This window comes from Halolactibacillus sp. JCM 19043, assembly GCF_001310395.1.
In the GTDB taxonomy this organism is placed as follows: domain Bacteria; phylum Bacillota; class Bacilli; order Bacillales; family Amphibacillaceae; genus Halolactibacillus; species Halolactibacillus miurensis.
Window position 1 is genome coordinate 19,547 of record NZ_BAXD01000030.1, and the last position, 14,515, is coordinate 34,061.

General features: G+C 38.3%; 21 protein-coding genes and 2 pseudogenes. 15 read left to right on the forward strand and 8 right to left on the reverse strand.

Translation table 11 applies throughout. The features are described from left to right. Positions 1–55: 55 nt before the first annotated feature. Both JCM19043_RS19015 and JCM19043_RS19020 read left to right on the forward strand, forming a co-directional pair. Complete coding sequence (locus JCM19043_RS19015; protein WP_369813872.1) at positions 56–424, forward strand: hypothetical protein; 369 nt, start codon at positions 56–58, stop codon at positions 422–424. A 29-nt stretch (positions 425–453) separates the two neighbouring features. Beyond that, entirely contained in the window at positions 454–939 is a 486-nt protein-coding gene (locus JCM19043_RS19020) for a polysaccharide deacetylase family protein (protein WP_369813873.1), read from the forward strand. A gap of 70 nt (positions 940–1,009) precedes the next feature. On the opposite strand, the gene JCM19043_RS19025 is transcribed toward JCM19043_RS19020, so the two are convergent. Next, positions 1,010–1,414, reverse strand: coding sequence for a hypothetical protein (locus JCM19043_RS19025; RefSeq protein WP_369813874.1), 405 nt, complete (start codon positions 1,412–1,414; stop codon positions 1,010–1,012). Positions 1,415–1,432: 18 nt separating this feature from the next. Continuing rightward, a pseudogene (locus JCM19043_RS12535) lies at positions 1,433–2,481 on the reverse strand (aminotransferase class I/II-fold pyridoxal phosphate-dependent enzyme); the annotation flags it as partial. 94 nt (positions 2,482–2,575) lie between these two features. Between JCM19043_RS12535 and JCM19043_RS12540 the strand changes: the two are divergent. Further along, positions 2,576–2,850 (forward strand): annotated as a pseudogene (locus tag JCM19043_RS12540) (UPF0223 family protein). A gap of 22 nt (positions 2,851–2,872) precedes the next feature. Here JCM19043_RS12540 and JCM19043_RS12545 read toward each other — a convergent pair. After that, positions 2,873–3,496: a DUF1054 domain-containing protein gene (locus JCM19043_RS12545; RefSeq protein WP_062322966.1), complete on the reverse strand. Its 624-nt coding sequence runs from the start codon at positions 3,494–3,496 to the stop codon at positions 2,873–2,875. Positions 3,497–3,654: 158 nt separating this feature from the next. On the opposite strand from JCM19043_RS12545, the gene JCM19043_RS12550 reads away from it, so the two are divergent. After that, positions 3,655–4,455, forward strand: a complete 801-nt coding sequence (locus JCM19043_RS12550) for an inositol monophosphatase family protein (protein WP_062322968.1) — start codon at positions 3,655–3,657, stop codon at positions 4,453–4,455. Positions 4,456–4,478: 23 nt separating this feature from the next. Here JCM19043_RS12550 and JCM19043_RS12555 read toward each other — a convergent pair whose 3' ends face one another. Further along, positions 4,479–4,685: a YlaI family protein gene (locus JCM19043_RS12555; RefSeq protein ID WP_062322970.1), complete on the reverse strand. Its 207-nt coding sequence runs from the start codon at positions 4,683–4,685 to the stop codon at positions 4,479–4,481. A gap of 146 nt (positions 4,686–4,831) precedes the next feature. Between JCM19043_RS12555 and JCM19043_RS12560 the strand changes: the two genes are divergently transcribed. Together JCM19043_RS12560 and JCM19043_RS12565 are read left to right on the forward strand one after the other, a co-directional pair. Then, entirely contained in the window at positions 4,832–5,158 is a 327-nt protein-coding gene (locus JCM19043_RS12560) for a hypothetical protein (protein WP_062322972.1), read from the forward strand. 175 nt (positions 5,159–5,333) lie between these two features. Then, entirely contained in the window at positions 5,334–5,618 is a 285-nt protein-coding gene (locus JCM19043_RS12565) for a YlaN family protein (protein ID WP_062322975.1), read from the forward strand. Positions 5,619–5,676: 58 nt separating this feature from the next. Here the strand turns inward: JCM19043_RS12565 and ytvI are convergent, their stop codons facing one another. Continuing rightward, positions 5,677–6,735: a sporulation integral membrane protein YtvI gene (ytvI, locus tag JCM19043_RS12570; protein WP_062322977.1), complete on the reverse strand. Its 1,059-nt coding sequence runs from the start codon at positions 6,733–6,735 to the stop codon at positions 5,677–5,679. A gap of 271 nt (positions 6,736–7,006) precedes the next feature. On the opposite strand from ytvI, the gene JCM19043_RS12575 reads away from it, so the two are divergent. Genes JCM19043_RS12575 through coaD form a run of 4 tightly spaced genes read left to right on the forward strand, consistent with a single transcriptional unit; the run spans position 7,007 to position 8,841 of the window. After that, positions 7,007–7,444 (forward strand): YlbF family regulator, encoded by a 438-nt coding sequence (locus tag JCM19043_RS12575; RefSeq protein ID WP_062322979.1) that lies wholly within the window; start codon positions 7,007–7,009, stop codon positions 7,442–7,444. Positions 7,445–7,459: 15 nt separating this feature from the next. Next, a complete protein-coding gene (locus JCM19043_RS12580; RefSeq protein ID WP_177220631.1) occupies positions 7,460–7,738 on the forward strand; it encodes a YlbG family protein in 279 nt (92 codons plus the stop codon). Between the two features lie 52 nt (positions 7,739–7,790). Then, positions 7,791–8,369: a 16S rRNA (guanine(966)-N(2))-methyltransferase RsmD gene (gene rsmD, locus JCM19043_RS12585; RefSeq protein WP_304438237.1), complete on the forward strand. Its 579-nt coding sequence runs from the start codon at positions 7,791–7,793 to the stop codon at positions 8,367–8,369. Then, positions 8,362–8,841 carry a pantetheine-phosphate adenylyltransferase gene (coaD, locus tag JCM19043_RS12590; RefSeq protein ID WP_062322984.1) on the forward strand — a complete coding sequence of 160 codons (480 nt, stop codon included), beginning with the start codon at positions 8,362–8,364 and terminating at the stop codon, positions 8,839–8,841. The genes rsmD and coaD overlap by 8 nt, the downstream gene beginning before the upstream one ends. Positions 8,842–8,857: 16 nt before the next feature. Here the strand turns inward: coaD and JCM19043_RS12595 are convergent, their stop codons facing one another. Beyond that, positions 8,858–9,994: a hypothetical protein gene (locus JCM19043_RS12595; protein WP_143103137.1), complete on the reverse strand. Its 1,137-nt coding sequence runs from the start codon at positions 9,992–9,994 to the stop codon at positions 8,858–8,860. A gap of 87 nt (positions 9,995–10,081) precedes the next feature. On the opposite strand from JCM19043_RS12595, the gene JCM19043_RS12600 reads away from it, so the two are divergent. Beyond that, positions 10,082–11,095, forward strand: a complete 1,014-nt coding sequence (locus JCM19043_RS12600; protein WP_062322988.1) for a SepM family pheromone-processing serine protease — start codon at positions 10,082–10,084, stop codon at positions 11,093–11,095. A 73-nt stretch (positions 11,096–11,168) separates the two neighbouring features. On the opposite strand, the gene JCM19043_RS16100 is transcribed toward JCM19043_RS12600, so the two are convergent. Next, positions 11,169–11,993 carry a nucleotidyltransferase family protein gene (locus JCM19043_RS16100; RefSeq protein ID WP_082394556.1) on the reverse strand — a complete coding sequence of 275 codons (825 nt, stop codon included), beginning with the start codon at positions 11,991–11,993 and terminating at the stop codon, positions 11,169–11,171. Between the two features lie 8 nt (positions 11,994–12,001). Then, on the reverse strand, positions 12,002–12,373 hold the full coding sequence (locus tag JCM19043_RS18255; RefSeq protein WP_062322992.1) for a nucleotidyltransferase family protein: 372 nt from the start codon (positions 12,371–12,373) through the stop codon (positions 12,002–12,004). A 151-nt stretch (positions 12,374–12,524) separates the two neighbouring features. On the opposite strand from JCM19043_RS18255, the gene JCM19043_RS12615 reads away from it, so the two are divergent. The 4 genes from JCM19043_RS12615 (at position 12,525) to JCM19043_RS12625 (ending at position 14,245) form a co-directional block, all read left to right on the forward strand. Then, positions 12,525–13,046, forward strand: a complete 522-nt coding sequence (locus tag JCM19043_RS12615; protein ID WP_062322993.1) for a DUF177 domain-containing protein — start codon at positions 12,525–12,527, stop codon at positions 13,044–13,046. 72 nt (positions 13,047–13,118) lie between these two features. Beyond that, positions 13,119–13,292 (forward strand): 50S ribosomal protein L32, encoded by a 174-nt coding sequence (gene rpmF, locus JCM19043_RS12620; protein WP_062322996.1) that lies wholly within the window; start codon positions 13,119–13,121, stop codon positions 13,290–13,292. 252 nt (positions 13,293–13,544) lie between these two features. Continuing rightward, a complete protein-coding gene (locus JCM19043_RS16555) occupies positions 13,545–13,697 on the forward strand; it encodes a hypothetical protein (protein WP_156321415.1) in 153 nt (50 codons plus the stop codon). A 164-nt stretch (positions 13,698–13,861) separates the two neighbouring features. After that, positions 13,862–14,245, forward strand: a complete 384-nt coding sequence (locus tag JCM19043_RS12625) for a DUF3397 domain-containing protein (RefSeq protein WP_062322997.1) — start codon at positions 13,862–13,864, stop codon at positions 14,243–14,245. Positions 14,246–14,515 lie beyond the last annotated feature (270 nt).

A 14,515-nucleotide genomic window follows, 5' to 3' on the forward strand; every position in this document is an offset into this window, starting at 1 on the left:
TTTTGGTGTTTTTTTTATCAATCTGTTTTATAATGGAAGGTAAGGAGGCGTTATTTTGAAAAAAAGACACATATGGAGTCTTTTTCTCGTGTTAGGATTGATAATGTTAACAGCTTGTCAAGACGAAGAAACGAGTCAAGAGAATCCACAACAAGACGAAACAGAAGATGTAACACAATCAGATGAAACAGCTGATGACACAACACCGGAAGAAGACTTATCTGATGACGATCAATCAGAAGCAGGTGACGATGTGGAAGAAAATGAGACAAATGAAGTAGAAGAAACAGTAGAAGTAAGTTATCAAATCAATCAAGGTAATTGGCGGGTTGAACCTATTAGTGATGAGGGAGAGTCAAAAGTTGCTTTATTAACAATCGATGATGCACCAGACCAACATGCGGTTGAAATGGCCATATTTTAAAGGAACTCGACGTACCAGCTATTTTCTTTGTGAATGGTCACTTTTTAGAAACAGAAGAAAAGCATGAGAACCTTAAAGAAATTCATGAGCTAGGCTTTTCGATTGGTAACCATACATACAATCACCCAAATTTAAAAGATATTCCTGTGGAAGAACAACGGGAACAGTTAGTCTCACTCAATGATAAAGTAGAAGAAATTATTGGTGAACGACCGACGTTTTTCCGTGCGCCATTTGGAGCAAATACCGAGAATTCTTTAGCGATTGCTGAAGAAGAAAATATGGTTGTGATGAACTGGACGTATGGATATGACTGGGAAAAACAATACCAAGATTCTGAAGCGTTAGCGGATATTATGGTGAATACCGAGTTTTTAAATGACGGTGCTAATCTTCTCATGCACGACCGAGAATGGACGAAAAATGCTCTAGAAACGATTGTCACAGGCTTAAGAGAAAAAGGATATACATTTGTAGACCCTCAAGCGATTAAAGGTGTTGGCGACGATATCTAATTTATAGAAAAGAACCATCTGTATGTTGATATTTCACAAACGGATGGTTCTTTATATGTTCTTAAATAGATTAACGAATCGCTTGCATCTCTTTAATGACATGAATGGTTTTCAGTGATTCATCCTCTAAACCTTGAACAGGAAGACCTGCAGCGACATTTGCTTCAATATAACGTAAACTTTCATCGCTAATGATTTCTCCTGGAATGAAGATAGGAATACCAGGAGGGTAGACCATGATGGATTCTGCACTCACCCGACCACTTGCTTCTTTTAATGGAATAACTTCCGTGTCACTATAAAAAGCTTCGCGTGGCGACATTTGTAAAACAGGAATCGGTGGCGCACTGACGTGTACTTTCTTCTCGTAGGCTTGTGTTTGATAGGTTTCTACAAGCGCTCTTAAAGCAGTAAATAAGTATTGAATCGTGTCTTTATTATCACCTGGGGTAATAATGCAAAGAATATTGTACATATCAGATAGTTCTACTTCAATTTGATAATGTTCTCGTAGCCATTTCTCTACGTCATAACCGGTTAAACCTAACTGTTTAACTGAAATGAGTATTTTCGTTGGATCATAACTGTACGTGGCATTCGTACCTAGTAAATCATCACCAGGGCAAGCTAAATAATCAAGTTGATTAATCTGTTGTCTTAGTGACTCAGCAAGTGTGAGGGTGTTCTCAATTAATTTATGGCCTTTTGTTTTTAAATACATTCTTGCGGCATCAAGTGAGGCCAGCAAGATATAAGACGTTGACGTCGTCGTTAGCATCGATAAAATGGACTGCACATGTTCTTTTTTAACGAGATCACCTTGCATATTTAAAACAGAGCTTTGTGTCATTGACCCACCTAATTTATGGACGCTCGTTGCGGCTAAGTCAGCACCAGCTGCCATTGCTGACACAGGTAATTGATCATGGAAATGAATGTGTACGCCGTGAGCTTCATCGACAAGCACAGGAATATTGTATTGGTGACTAATATCGACAATGCGCTTTAAATCAGCTGCCACACCGTAATAGGTCGGGTTAATCACAAAGACGGCTTTAGCATCTGGATGCTGTTGAATGGCATGTTCAACCGATAAGGGTGTGATACCGTGTGCAATACCGAGGCGTGTGTCGAGTTCCGGATGGACAAAGATCGGGATCGCTCCAGAAAAAATAAGGGCTGATGTTACAGATTTGTGAATATTCCGCGGAACAATGATTTTATCCCCTGGTTTACATACGCTCATGACCATCGCCATAATGGGGCTACTTGTCCCTTGGACAGAGAAAAAGGTATAATCTGCCCGAAAGCATCTGCTGCAAGTGCCTCAGCCTCTTTAATCATCCCGCTTGGATGATGTAAGTCATCGAGTGGACTAATATTAATTAAGTCAATCGAAAGCGCATTTTTACCAATGAAATCTCTAAAAGTAGGTTCCATGCCTTGACCGTTTTTATGGCCAGGAATATGGAAAGGAACCGGATGATTATTTATATGTTTGAGTAACCCGTCAAAAAGAGGGGTACGGTTATGTGCTTGCATTTATTGCGCTCCTTTAATAAAATAGACTAAGTGTAAAACAAAAGAATTATAGCAAAGTTTAGCTGAAATAGCTAGCAAATTATGAGGTGAAAAAATGAATTTTCAATTCCCGATTGACGCAGATTGGACCACAGAAGAAATCGTGCTGTCGTTGAGTTTCTAGACTTAGTAGAGAAGGCATACCATCAACCGGTAGAGGCTAAAAAGTTAATGGAAAAATACCGGGCTTTTAAAACAGTCGTGCCTTCTATTGGTGAAGAAAAACGACTCGGTCGAACATTTGAACAAGACACCGGTTACTCGTTGTATCAAACGATGAAACAAGTCAAAGACCAACCTGACCGAAAAATAAAAATGACGGTTCGCTAATAAGCGGGCTGTCATTTTTTCGTTACTTCATTTGAGCCAGTGTTGTTTCGAAGTAGAGTGGCAACAAAGCTGTAAATGTATCCAACACAAATCGATCAAAGTCACTGCTTGTCATACGGATCGTCTCTTGTTTTGTGAGCTGTTTTCCAATTAAAAAATCAGCTTTCTTTGTCTTGCGGAAGTAGGCAAGCGCTTGATTGTTTAGAGTGTCTAGAGAATATGCTTCTTTGTCGTAATGATCAAGGGCATACACATAAGAAGAATCTAACGCATCGAATACAGATTGATAATCAATGAGGTGCTGAGCCAATTTAGCTTTGTCTGGGACATTATGCATCAGTGCAAAATATATAAACAGCCGGTCGTTAAATAATCCGACTTCAAAATGCGGATGTTTTTTATATCCTCGTTTGTTTGTGCTAAGCGCAAACCAGCTATCAATCGGAGGATTGACCGTTCGTCGTTGGTGCTTGGCGACATGTAAGTAAAGGGGTGTATCTAAATGTTCTTGGAGCTGATTTTTAATCCGATCGCCAATGGTTCTTAGTTTAGGTTGTAAGCTATTTTTTAACGCATCCATACGAGGTGTTAAACCGTCTATGGTGAAAATCTCAAAGTCTTCCTGAGTAAAAGTGGTGGATGTCATGATAAAAAAATCAGTCCCTTCATTATATTTTGTCTTCAGTTTAACATAATAAGAGAAGGGGGGCAATCAAGTGCATATGATGCAAATGTTTGATATGATAGGGGCAGTATGTGACAGAAATAATGAAGACATGGATAAAAAAGGAAAGAGGGACAATCATGGCATTTCAAAAGGAATCAGTATTCAACACCGCAAAAACATGGATCAAAGACATTGGACAAGTTATTCGAACAGAAATTGACCAACCACGCCAAATCGATACCAAAACAAATCCGAATGATCTGGTGACAGAAATGGATAAGAAGGTCGAACGGTTTTTCGCTGAAAAAATCCGAACGGAATATCCGGATCATCAAATTTTGTCAGAGGAAGGGTTTGGTGATGATGTCAAAACGCTTAGCGGGACGACGTGGATCATTGATCCCATTGACGGAACGATGAACTTCATTCATCAGAAGCGTCATTTCGCGATATCTGTAGCGGTATTCCATGACCACATCGGGGAAATAGGCTTTATTTACGATGTTATGGGTGATGTATTATATGCAGCTAAAAATGATGAAGGTGCGTATAAAAATGATGAGCGATTACAATCGCTCGATGAGAAGAAAAACTTAACAGAGTCGATTTATTTGTTTAATACCCTTTGGACAACAGAAAATAATATCGTCGATGATAAAAAAATTCGAGAATTAGTCAAAACAGTAAGAGGTGTAAGGACATATGGTTCTGCTGCTTTAGAATTTTGTTATTTAGCTGAAGGGATAGCAGATGGGTATGTATCTTTTACGCTTCATCCTTGGGATTTTGCCGCTGGTGCGGTTATCTTAAAGGAAGTTGGTGGTGTGATAAAACACGCCAATGGACGAGACTTAACATTCCTTACGCAAGAACCATTGGTCGCTGGTCATAAAGATGTAGTAGACAGAACGCTCACTCATTATATTGAATTAAAATGACACAATAGAAAAAGAAGAGGCCCTTAGCTAAGATAAGGATCCTCTTCTTTTTTTTCTTCATATAAATTGAACCGACCCGTTGCCTGTCGTTTTAGCGTATTTTTTTCAATACGATCATGACACGTCTGGCATAAATATAGGTGTTTACGTCTATTTCTTAATTTTTTGGCAAGTGGTGAATCGTTGTTAATTGATTCAACCGTATCACAAATCGGACACATGACATCCATATCGTTTCCTCCAACATTTAAAGATAAGTGTTTATTTTACTAGTTTATCACAAATAAATCCTTCTTGGAACCATTCGACTAGTTTTAAACTTGCGAGAGTTGGGAAAAGATATATAGGTAAAACAAAAAATGATGAGGTGAGTGAAATGAGAAAGAAAAAGAAAGCGGCTGTGGTAGCCGGTACGGTTGCAGCGGGAGCTGCTGCTGGAGCAACGGCTCTTTATCATGTATTAAAAGATAAAAAGACACGTAGAAAACTTAGTCGGATGAAAGATGATATGTTAATGTCACTAAAATTAAAACGTCATGATGATTTTCCGTTAGACTCTGCCGGTGGATATGATGAAAATATCGACAATGCTGATATGATCAGCGAAGGTTCATCTTTTGGTGTGGATTATTATAATCGTGTGGCGGGTAGTAGAAAATACAAGAAAAATCATCGCGTCGTTAAAAAGGAATGGGAAGAGTAGATCACGTGCGCCTTTAAAAAATCTTAAAAAAAAGCAGTAAGAAAGCTTGTCTTTACTAAAGTGCTAAAGGCAAGCTTTTTTGTTGTATCGATTGTTCCAGTCTGAAATATACTTGCTTTTTTACCGTGTTACCTTTAATATTGTTTAAAGAAGGATTGATTGTGGAGGGATAGACATGGTTGAAAAAGTAGTTCAAACAGATCAGAGTAAAGCTTATGCCGTATTAAAGGCAGATGCAGATAAAATCCTAAAACTTATTCAAGTGCAAATGGATAACTTAACGATGCCACAGTGTCCTTTATATGAAGAAGTGTTAGATACGCAAATGTTTGGTTTGTCACGAGAAATTGACTTTGCGGTACGCCTTCATTTAATTGACGAAGACGAAGGCAAAGCGTTATTAGATAATTTAGAGAAACAGTTAAATATCCTTCACGAGAAGGCGCAAGCAGGTTATTAAAAAACACGGTTTTAATCCATTCGATTAAAACCGTGTTTTTGCTATTCACAGCTACTTATTAAAGTTTGATGTTAAGTTTAATGAAACCTGCTTCTTTTGCGGAGGTGAAGGCAATGACAACGAGCGGTCCTAGAATAAAGCCTAATAAACCGAGTAGCTTTAATCCAATATACATCGCAATCAATGTTGCAAGAGGAGATAACCCGATATGTTGTCCCATGACCTTTGGTTCAACCGTCCGTCTAATCGCCAGTAGTATAACAGCAAGAATGGCCAGTTGAGTGCCCATTAGGGCATTCCCGGCAAAAAACATATAAATAGACCATGGTGCAAGAATAGCAATTGAACCTATAATAGGAATTAAATCAACAATCCAAATAATTGTGGCCATAATAATCGCATACTCTGGAATGATGATGAAAAGCGCAATGAGCGAAACGACTAAAATAACGAGACTGACGAGAAATTGTGCCTTTAAAAAGCCGACAAGTACACTTTTAAGGCGTTTATTCATAAATTGAATCCGATCCGCTGTTTCCTCTGAAAAGAGTAAATAGAACTTTGCTTTTAGTGCTGGTAATTCCAGCATAAACAAAAAGAGCGCAATTAAGTAAACGATAAAACTAACGATGTAGTTAGGGACAGCCGCCACAATCGCCGCTAAGCGATCAACACGTAAGACGTCACGTAACAGCTCAGTACCAGATTGAACCGAGCTTTGAATGCTGTTATTGACCTCTTTAACGAATTCATTCGGTAAATCAGCCATGACATTCTCTAAATCACCGCTCCAATCAAGCAACAAGTTGTTGATTTGTAAAATATATTCGGGTGCGTTTTCAACGAGTGAAATTAACTGGGTAACAATAACAGTAATCACGTAAGTCCCGAGCACGACGAATAGAATAAGAAACGTTAAATAGATGATGATGGTACTTATTTTTCGGTTCAACTGAAAACGACGTTCCACTAACTTAACGAGTGGATTTAATGAAAGAGCCGTAATAAAAGCTAAAATTAGCGGTAAAGATACTGGCATAATATAAATCGCAAATAATAGGAGTAAGACTCCAATAAATATGTAGGCCCATTGGCGCTTTGATAAAAGTGTGGTCAACTCATTTCCCTCCGTAATCTCTCTAAAAACCTTCTGATTGAAATATACCACGACAACTGTCGTTTGAATAGTGTTACCCTTAACTTTTAACCATTATTTTATTTAGGACAGTCGGATGAATAGTTTCAATCGTTCTTTCTTATCATTATAGCGCAAAAATACAGATGTTAAACAGTAAATTGCTTTACGATAGATTTCAATAGCGTTTTTTTCGTATGCCTTTTCAATTTTGGGTTTTACTGATATAGTAAAAGGGTGGAGGTGTTTTAGCATGATACTAACAACTGAGACAATAGAACTTTTAGATGATGCCGACCGTATCGTCTCAATGATTAAACACTCAGAAACATTTTATGAGTTTAATAATAGAAGACAAGCACTTAAGGAAGATAAAGAAGCACAACGTTTAATTAGGCAGTTTGAACAAAAAAAGCAAGACTATGAGGATGTTGAACGTTTTGGACGTTATCATCCGGATTATAGCCGCGTCTTAAAAGATACACGTCTATTAAAACGTGAAGTCGATTTAAATGAATCAGTCGCGACATTTAAAGTGGCTGAACGGAAATTACAAGCATTACTAGACCAAATCGCTGAAACTTTAGCCTTTAGTATTAGCACAGATATCGTTGTTGAAAAAGATGGCGCATTATTCACTGAGCATAGTAAAGGATGTAGTACAGGTGGCGGCTGTGGCTGTAGTGCATAATTAGGTGGGATAAACATGATAAGAACTGAACGACAAGCATTGATTGTCTGGTTTCAACATATGAAAAACATTAAACAATTGAAACGTTACGGTCATTTGATTAGTGTATCAAGAAAATTACGTTATGCGGTCATATATGTTGATCAAACGGACGTTGAAGAAAAGGTAGTAAAGCTTGAGCGCTTACCGTTTGTATCAAAAGTTGACGTGTCTTATAAGCCGTTTATTCGTACGACTTATGAAAGTAAAAACGCGCAAAAAACAAAAGAATATGAGTATGAGATGGGAATATAAGTGTTACCTGCAGGTTTTTCTGCAGGTGTTTTTCTTGTAATTTTTCAGGGGGGTGAGACGCATGCGTGTTATTGCGGGTGAACATAAAGGACGACGTTTACAAGCCGTACCAGGTAAAGAAACACGTCCAACGTCAGATAAAGTTAAAGAATCACTATTCAATCGGATCGGTCCTTTCTTTGAGGGAGGACAGGCATTGGATTTATTTGCAGGTAGTGGTAATTTAGGGATTGAGTCGCTGAGTCGAGGGATGGATCACGTTGTTTTCGTAGACCAACAAAAACAGGCCATCGAAACGATACATAAAAATTTGGACACACTCCGTCTAGTGTCAAAAGCGGAAGTCTATCGTAATGATGCCTTTCGTGCGTTAAAAGCGTTGAGTAAGCGCGAGGTTCAGTTTGATTATATCTTTCTAGATCCACCATATCAAAAAGGTTTCTATCAAAAACTATTGAAACAGATGGCCGAACTGAACCTCACTCATGAACAGACCTTGCTTGTGTTAGAACATGATACACACTTAACATTACCTGATGAGATCAATGGTTTTATTCAAGAACGTAGTGAAAAATATGGCGGCATCACAGCCATTACGTTGTATAAAAGAAAGGAAGTAACGAATGACTAAATTAGCAATTTGCCCAGGGAGTTTTGACCCGGTGACTTATGGTCATCTCGATATTATTGAACGCGCAAGCAAAGTGTTTGATCATGTGATTGTGGCGGTATTTCATAATGAAGCTAAGACCCCTTTATTTAATACAGCTGAGAGGATGGACTTACTAAGACAATCCGTCACCCATTTAGACAATGTATCCATTGACTCACATGGGGGCTTATTAATGGATTACGCGCGTGAGAAAAAGGCGTGTGCGGTCGTTCGTGGTTTACGAGCGGTCAGTGACTTTGAATATGAATTGCAAATTACGTCGATGAACCGTAAATTAAATAAGGATGTTGAAACATTTTTCATTATGTCTAACAATAAATATTCATTCTTAAGTTCTAGTATGGTAAAGGAAGTAGCCAAATACGATGCGAATGTCGCTGATTTAGTCCCTGCTTGTGTAGAAGCGGCGCTAAAGCAAAAGTTTAAATAAAGCAAAATCTCACGTGCTACTTGTCATATGTTGATATATAAGATGACCGTAAAGTAACAATCAGACATAAAACAAAGTAGAAGGAACTAAGCCCCGCTATAGTGAATAACGGACTTGGTTCTTTTTGCATTTCATAAAAAATTGGGATGATGTCTGTATTTCTAAATGGTTGATAAAGGAATACATATAGATAGCTATATGTGAGACTAATCCCGAGAGCTGCCATACGACTTAACAGATAAGGTGTAAACGAAAGATCGGTTGATTTGATCAATCCATATACTTGCATATGTATACTTAAGCCGTGAAAATTGATTAACGCATTCGTGACTAAAAATAAGGTGGTAGAATTAAATGACGTCAACCGAAGCAGGTCAATGCCTTGTGTCAGTTCAATGGTTGCCTGTAGAATAAGATTGATATTAGATAAATCAACTGACCATGGCCATAGCTTGGATAGACATATTGATGAAAAATCAAATAAATACAGCGACGATAAAAGAACATTGAGAAAGCGTGCCATAACCATCATGCTTAGAATCGTGAATAGCGTCTTGGCTGTTTTTATGATGATATCGTTATTGTTGGCGGTAGGTAGAGGGTTATCTATTAACGAAGGTGCCATGACTGTAGACGAAGCCTTAGATTGATAATAAAAGTGAGTCACATAAGCGATTGATAAATTTGTTAACCACTGAATAACAATCAGTGCCATTCCCATTCGTCTTATTGGGAAGAGATAGGTCACGACGATTGTGGAAATGAAAATAGGACTCGCTTGATTCGTGAACATGAGTAAATGGTGAGCTTGCGCTTTATTTAAACGGCCTTCTAAATAGCCTTGTTTCACCATAACAGCCCCTAAAGGAAAACTTGAAATTAAACTCAGACATGTCGTGAGTGTGCCAAATTGGTTTAAGTGGAGCGTTTTCTTAAATGAGGGATACAACCAACGTATGAACCATGTTTTTTCTGGGTTCATAAGAATCAAGTGAAGGAGAATAAGAAACGGAATGAAAATCGGAAGTAATTGATCGATAAAAAGATAGATAACCGTGCGGATCTCATAAACGATGATTGTTGAGTAACGCATAAATAACAGCAGTAACAGTAAATAAGAAAGAAGCGCGAGACGTTTAAACCATCGATACATCATCATTATCCCCCTAATGTATATGAGTTGAAGAACTGAAGTGAAATAGCTATAGTAGAAATAGAAACAGAGAAAAGAGTGATATAAATGATAAAACGTTATGGATTGACAATTGTTTTGATTGTCCTCATGTTAGTAGGCACTTTTCTTCCGTTACCTTATTATATTTATCGACCAGGCACGGCAGACCCTTTGAATGAAGTTGTTGCGGTAAGTGATCGAGATACCCAAAGTGACACGGGAGATTTTCATTTAGTGACCGTAAGAGGAGGACAAGCCACCCCGATTCAGTTATTATTGTCGCAATTTAGTGATTATCAAGAGGTGTATGACTTAGAAGATGTTTTTCCGGAAGGTTATGACCGTGAAAATTATATGAAAGAACAATTATTAGTAATGGAAAACTCGCAACAAGCAGCGACGCTTGTTGCCTTTGATTTAGCCGGTGTTGATTATACGATTAACTATGAAGGTGTCTATGTTGTTAATGTTTTAGACAAGATGCCTGCGGCTGATGTTTTAGAGATGGGCGATAAAATCTTAGAAGTCAATGGTGAAAAAATTAAAGATGCCGATCACTTAATTATGATAGTGGATGGTTACAATATCGGTGAAGTATTAACCTTTACCGTCAAAAGAGAAGAGGAGACTTTTGATGTGTCCATTGAGTTAGTGCCTTTTCCAGATCAACCAGATGATTATGGGATCGGGATTCAATTAGTGACAAATAGAGAAGTATCTCTGTCTAGAGAAGTAGAATTCTTTAGTGGGGATATTGGTGGACCTAGTGCTGGTTTAGTGCTCGCACTAGAGTTGTACGATCAGTTAACCGAGGGTGATTTGACCCAGGGGAGAAAAATCGCGGGTACAGGTGAAGTAGATTATGACGGAAATGTCGGCCGCATTGGCGGAGTAGATAAAAAGGTCGTCGCGGCAGATGAAGAAGGCTGTGCCATATTCTTTGCGCCAAATGAAAATGGCCGATCAGATTCAAATTATCAAGTAGCCAAACAAACGGCAGAAGCCATTGGTAGTGATATGGTTATTGTTCCTGTTGATACTGTAAGTGACGCATTAGATTATTTAAACAATATGTCGTGAGATTGAATCGGTCGTAACATATAATCACTGTTCAATGACATAAGACGCATCAACAAAATGAAAGAGCCTGAGGTTATCTCGAGGCTCTTTCGTGTCTAAACGGTGGCAAGTATTCCCGCTTTGTTTTTGTATGATCAAATAAGTGATAGACCAAAGAAGCACGCATGTCAATGGCGAGATAGTCTGGTAAGTTTTTGGTGACTTTTGTTAGAATCGTCATAGGGCGTTCTTTTTTTATGACTTTGATATATCGCTCACCTATTGTGGATTGACCGAGACTTCTTACAGCCGGTAGGTTTTGTAGCTGATGAATCGCTGTTGCAACGGTTTCCTGATCAAGATTCAGTAAGAGATGAATCAGTAAGCGCTGAATCCGGGTCGTTGTGTACCGTTTTGTTTTAACTAAGTCAATAAAGTCACTCGCAGTCGTCGCTTTTTTGGCGGCAGCGATTAAACGATGCTCAATTCCTTCAACCATACCATGGATCTGTTTTAAAGCGACTGGGGTTGTCGTTAAGAGCTTATATTGCATTAAGGGATAATAATCATTTAAATCATGAAAGTCGTCTTCATGCTGCTCTATTAGCTGGTAAGCCTTATCAGGCATGACGGATTTCAGTTCGGATACGTGCTGGATCGTTTTCTTTGCTTTAATGACCTGTCTAATACTTGTTGCGCTCGCAATCGGTGAAGAAAGGTGAGTGGTGTGATAACCAGCTTGTTGCCGTTTAATTGTATCGATCGTGATACGTGGATTAATTTCAGCAACGGCACGGACATAGCCAATCCCTAAACTATTATTTGGTAAGTGATCATTAAGTGTATCAATTCCGATTGTCTTAATCGCTGTTGAATAGGCGGCAGGATAACTTTCGCCCTGTTTTAATCGCTGTTGAATTGTTTGATCTAATAAGGTATGATGTTCTTTTCTCTCGTCACCAGCTCATTAAACGGCGTGATGTCACCAGATTCCGAACCGAAAATAATTGTATCAACCCCGAGTTGATTGAGTATACTAACCGCACTGTAACAAAAAAGATCGCGGTGCTGAATAGCAAAGATCGTTGGTAATTCAATCACCAAATCACTGCCGTGGACGATGGCCATTTCAGCACGTGCAAATTTATCAATGATCGCGGGTTCACCGCGTTGTAAAAATTGTCCGCTCATCACCGTAATCACAACATCAGCGTTTGACTTCTTACGGGCTTGTTCGATATGATAGAGATGACCGTTATGAAATGGATTATATTCAACAATTAACCCAAGCACATGCATAAAAAAACCCCTTTCTTTAACGGTATTGTATCACAATCTTTGCGGACTCTTTCAACCATTTTTCAAAAAAGATGTCGGGTGTAAAGAAAAAATATTGACAAATACCGCATTTGCTTTTAAAATAAAGCTTGTGCTTTCTGAGGTGATTAATATGAAAATATCGATTCAAAAAATCCTTCAACAAGCGCCATATACGTTTGAAGGAGAAACAGACCTTTCTGAACTCGAATCATTTGACAATGATATCAGACAGATTGGATCCGTTGAGGTATCAGGTGAGGCATCAGTTCAAAATAAAACAATTACCGTTAATCTTCATATCAAAGGTGTGATGGTTCTCCCATGTGCAAGGTCACTTGCGGATGTGCCGTATCCTTTTGACATTGACACAATTGAAGTATTTTCTATTGATCCATTCTATACCGAAGAAGATGAGTCAGAAATTCATCCGATTAAAGGAGAATTACTTGACTTAACACCTTTTATAAAGGAAAATGTATTATTGGAGATTCCTTTCCGTGTTTATGCGGATGAGGAGACTATCGAGAAACATGCATTAACAGCAGGTGATGGTTGGGCTGTTGTTGATGAAGATAAGCAGGAAGAGAAAATCGATCCGCGCTTATCCAAACTACAATCATTATTAACTGATGATAAAAATGAAAATCAATAAGGGCATAGGCAAGATAATGTCATAGCCTTATTTATAAAGGTTTTCGTTTCGGAAGTGAAGGAGGTGTAAGACATGGCAGTACCAAAAAGAAGAACTTCTAAGAAAGTGAAGAATCAACGTCGTACACATAAAAAATTACATGTACCAGGTATGGTAGCTTGCTCAAATTGTGGTGAGCTTACAAAACCTCACCATGTTTGTCGCGCATGTGGACATTACGATGGTAAGCAAGTAGTTGAAGCATAATAACTACATTCAAAATACTAGCCCACGGGCTAGTATTTTTTATTTGTGTTTCTAAAAAAAGATTGAACGAACCAAAGTCTAGGCTCTTTAATTCCCCTCAAATGTCCTTAGTTTGTATAGGAAGGTTACTTCAGTAAGAAATCAGTTAGCTTGCACCGATTTAGTGAGAGTGTATGAAAAAGTCTTTGACGGATAGATAGGTGTAAGCTATATTGGTAATGTCGACATATGACGAAAGTGAGGTGTCTAAAGATGGAGATAACACTCATCGATTCAAGAGTGATTGGCCACTTATTTGCCTCTTTTCTTAGTGAAAATAATAGCGTGATGTTGTATACGCGGGCGATTAAAACCGCTCATACTTCAGCATCTCCAGGACTTGCAAACGACAAAGATAATGAATGAAGCTTTTTGAAAGTATGACATACAAGTATCAATAAAAGACTTTCCGTAATGAATAGGTGATCAAAACCGTTAGTCAGCCGTTAACGACCTGTTTCGGAGTAACAAACGGAAATGATGTCAACCGCCGGTGAAGCGGTGATTATAAATAGAGAGGATGGTTGTAAATGACGGCATTTATATCCAATATAGCAGCTATATTTATTACGTTCCCACCCGTCTTTATGATTGTATTTTATTACATATTTAAATGGATGTATCGGCATAAAAAGCGTGCCTTTCATCTGAGCGTAGAAGTATCTAGCCTTGTCTTTATCTTAGCTAATATGGTTATTTTAAATCATATGTTTGATTTCTCATACAGCTGGCTCGTCTTAATTGGTTTATTAACGTTGTTTATGATCTTTTTAGTGACGCAATGGAAGTTAGTCGGCGATGTGTTAATCAAGCGTTTAACTAAATTGTACTTGCGATCTTTGTGGTTAATAGGTGTCATCAGTTACATTGTGCTCGTGACACTGAGTATTATTTTAAATGTACAAGGCGCTTAAATATCGTTGAACTACCCCCCACCTAACATTCTAACGAATGTTTGAGGAAGGTGTCTTCTCGCCCTAAACGATAAAATAACCGTAACATCCCTTCCTTTACTTAGGAGGGGATGTTTTTTTAGGTTTAGTGACTTTTCAAACGGATGATGAGTGGAAAAAAACAACAAGATATCAGGGGAAAAAACGTTCATCGTTTCCTTAAAAATAATGAAATGCCATTGAACTACCCCCACCTGACATTCTCACGAATGTTTGAGGAAAGGGATTCCA

Bases quoted from the DNA above. Each gene is read 5' to 3' on its own strand.
- JCM19043_RS19025 (WP_369813874.1), bottom strand. From the start codon at position 1,414: ATGTACAATATTCTTTGCATTATTACCCCAGGTGATAATAAAGACACG.
- JCM19043_RS12545 (WP_062322966.1), bottom strand. From the start codon at position 3,496: ATGACATCCACCACTTTTACTCAGGAAGACTTTGAGATTTTCACCATA.
- JCM19043_RS12550 (WP_062322968.1), top strand. From the start codon at position 3,655: ATGGCATTTCAAAAGGAATCAGTATTCAACACCGCAAAAACATGGATC.
- JCM19043_RS12555 (WP_062322970.1), bottom strand. From the start codon at position 4,685: ATGGATGTCATGTGTCCGATTTGTGATACGGTTGAATCAATTAACAAC.
- JCM19043_RS12560 (WP_062322972.1), top strand. From the start codon at position 4,832: ATGAGAAAGAAAAAGAAAGCGGCTGTGGTAGCCGGTACGGTTGCAGCG.
- JCM19043_RS12565 (WP_062322975.1), top strand. From the start codon at position 5,334: ATGGTTGAAAAAGTAGTTCAAACAGATCAGAGTAAAGCTTATGCCGTA.
- JCM19043_RS12575 (WP_062322979.1), top strand. From the start codon at position 7,007: ATGATACTAACAACTGAGACAATAGAACTTTTAGATGATGCCGACCGT.
- JCM19043_RS12580 (WP_177220631.1), top strand. From the start codon at position 7,460: ATGATAAGAACTGAACGACAAGCATTGATTGTCTGGTTTCAACATATG.
- coaD (WP_062322984.1), top strand. From the start codon at position 8,362: ATGACTAAATTAGCAATTTGCCCAGGGAGTTTTGACCCGGTGACTTAT.
- JCM19043_RS12595 (WP_143103137.1), bottom strand. From the start codon at position 9,994: ATGTATCGATGGTTTAAACGTCTCGCGCTTCTTTCTTATTTACTGTTA.
- JCM19043_RS12600 (WP_062322988.1), top strand. From the start codon at position 10,082: ATGATAAAACGTTATGGATTGACAATTGTTTTGATTGTCCTCATGTTA.
- JCM19043_RS18255 (WP_062322992.1), bottom strand. From the start codon at position 12,373: ATGCATGTGCTTGGGTTAATTGTTGAATATAATCCATTTCATAACGGT.
- JCM19043_RS12615 (WP_062322993.1), top strand. From the start codon at position 12,525: ATGAAAATATCGATTCAAAAAATCCTTCAACAAGCGCCATATACGTTT.
- rpmF (WP_062322996.1), top strand. From the start codon at position 13,119: ATGGCAGTACCAAAAAGAAGAACTTCTAAGAAAGTGAAGAATCAACGT.
- JCM19043_RS16555 (WP_156321415.1), top strand. From the start codon at position 13,545: ATGGAGATAACACTCATCGATTCAAGAGTGATTGGCCACTTATTTGCC.
- JCM19043_RS12625 (WP_062322997.1), top strand. From the start codon at position 13,862: ATGACGGCATTTATATCCAATATAGCAGCTATATTTATTACGTTCCCA.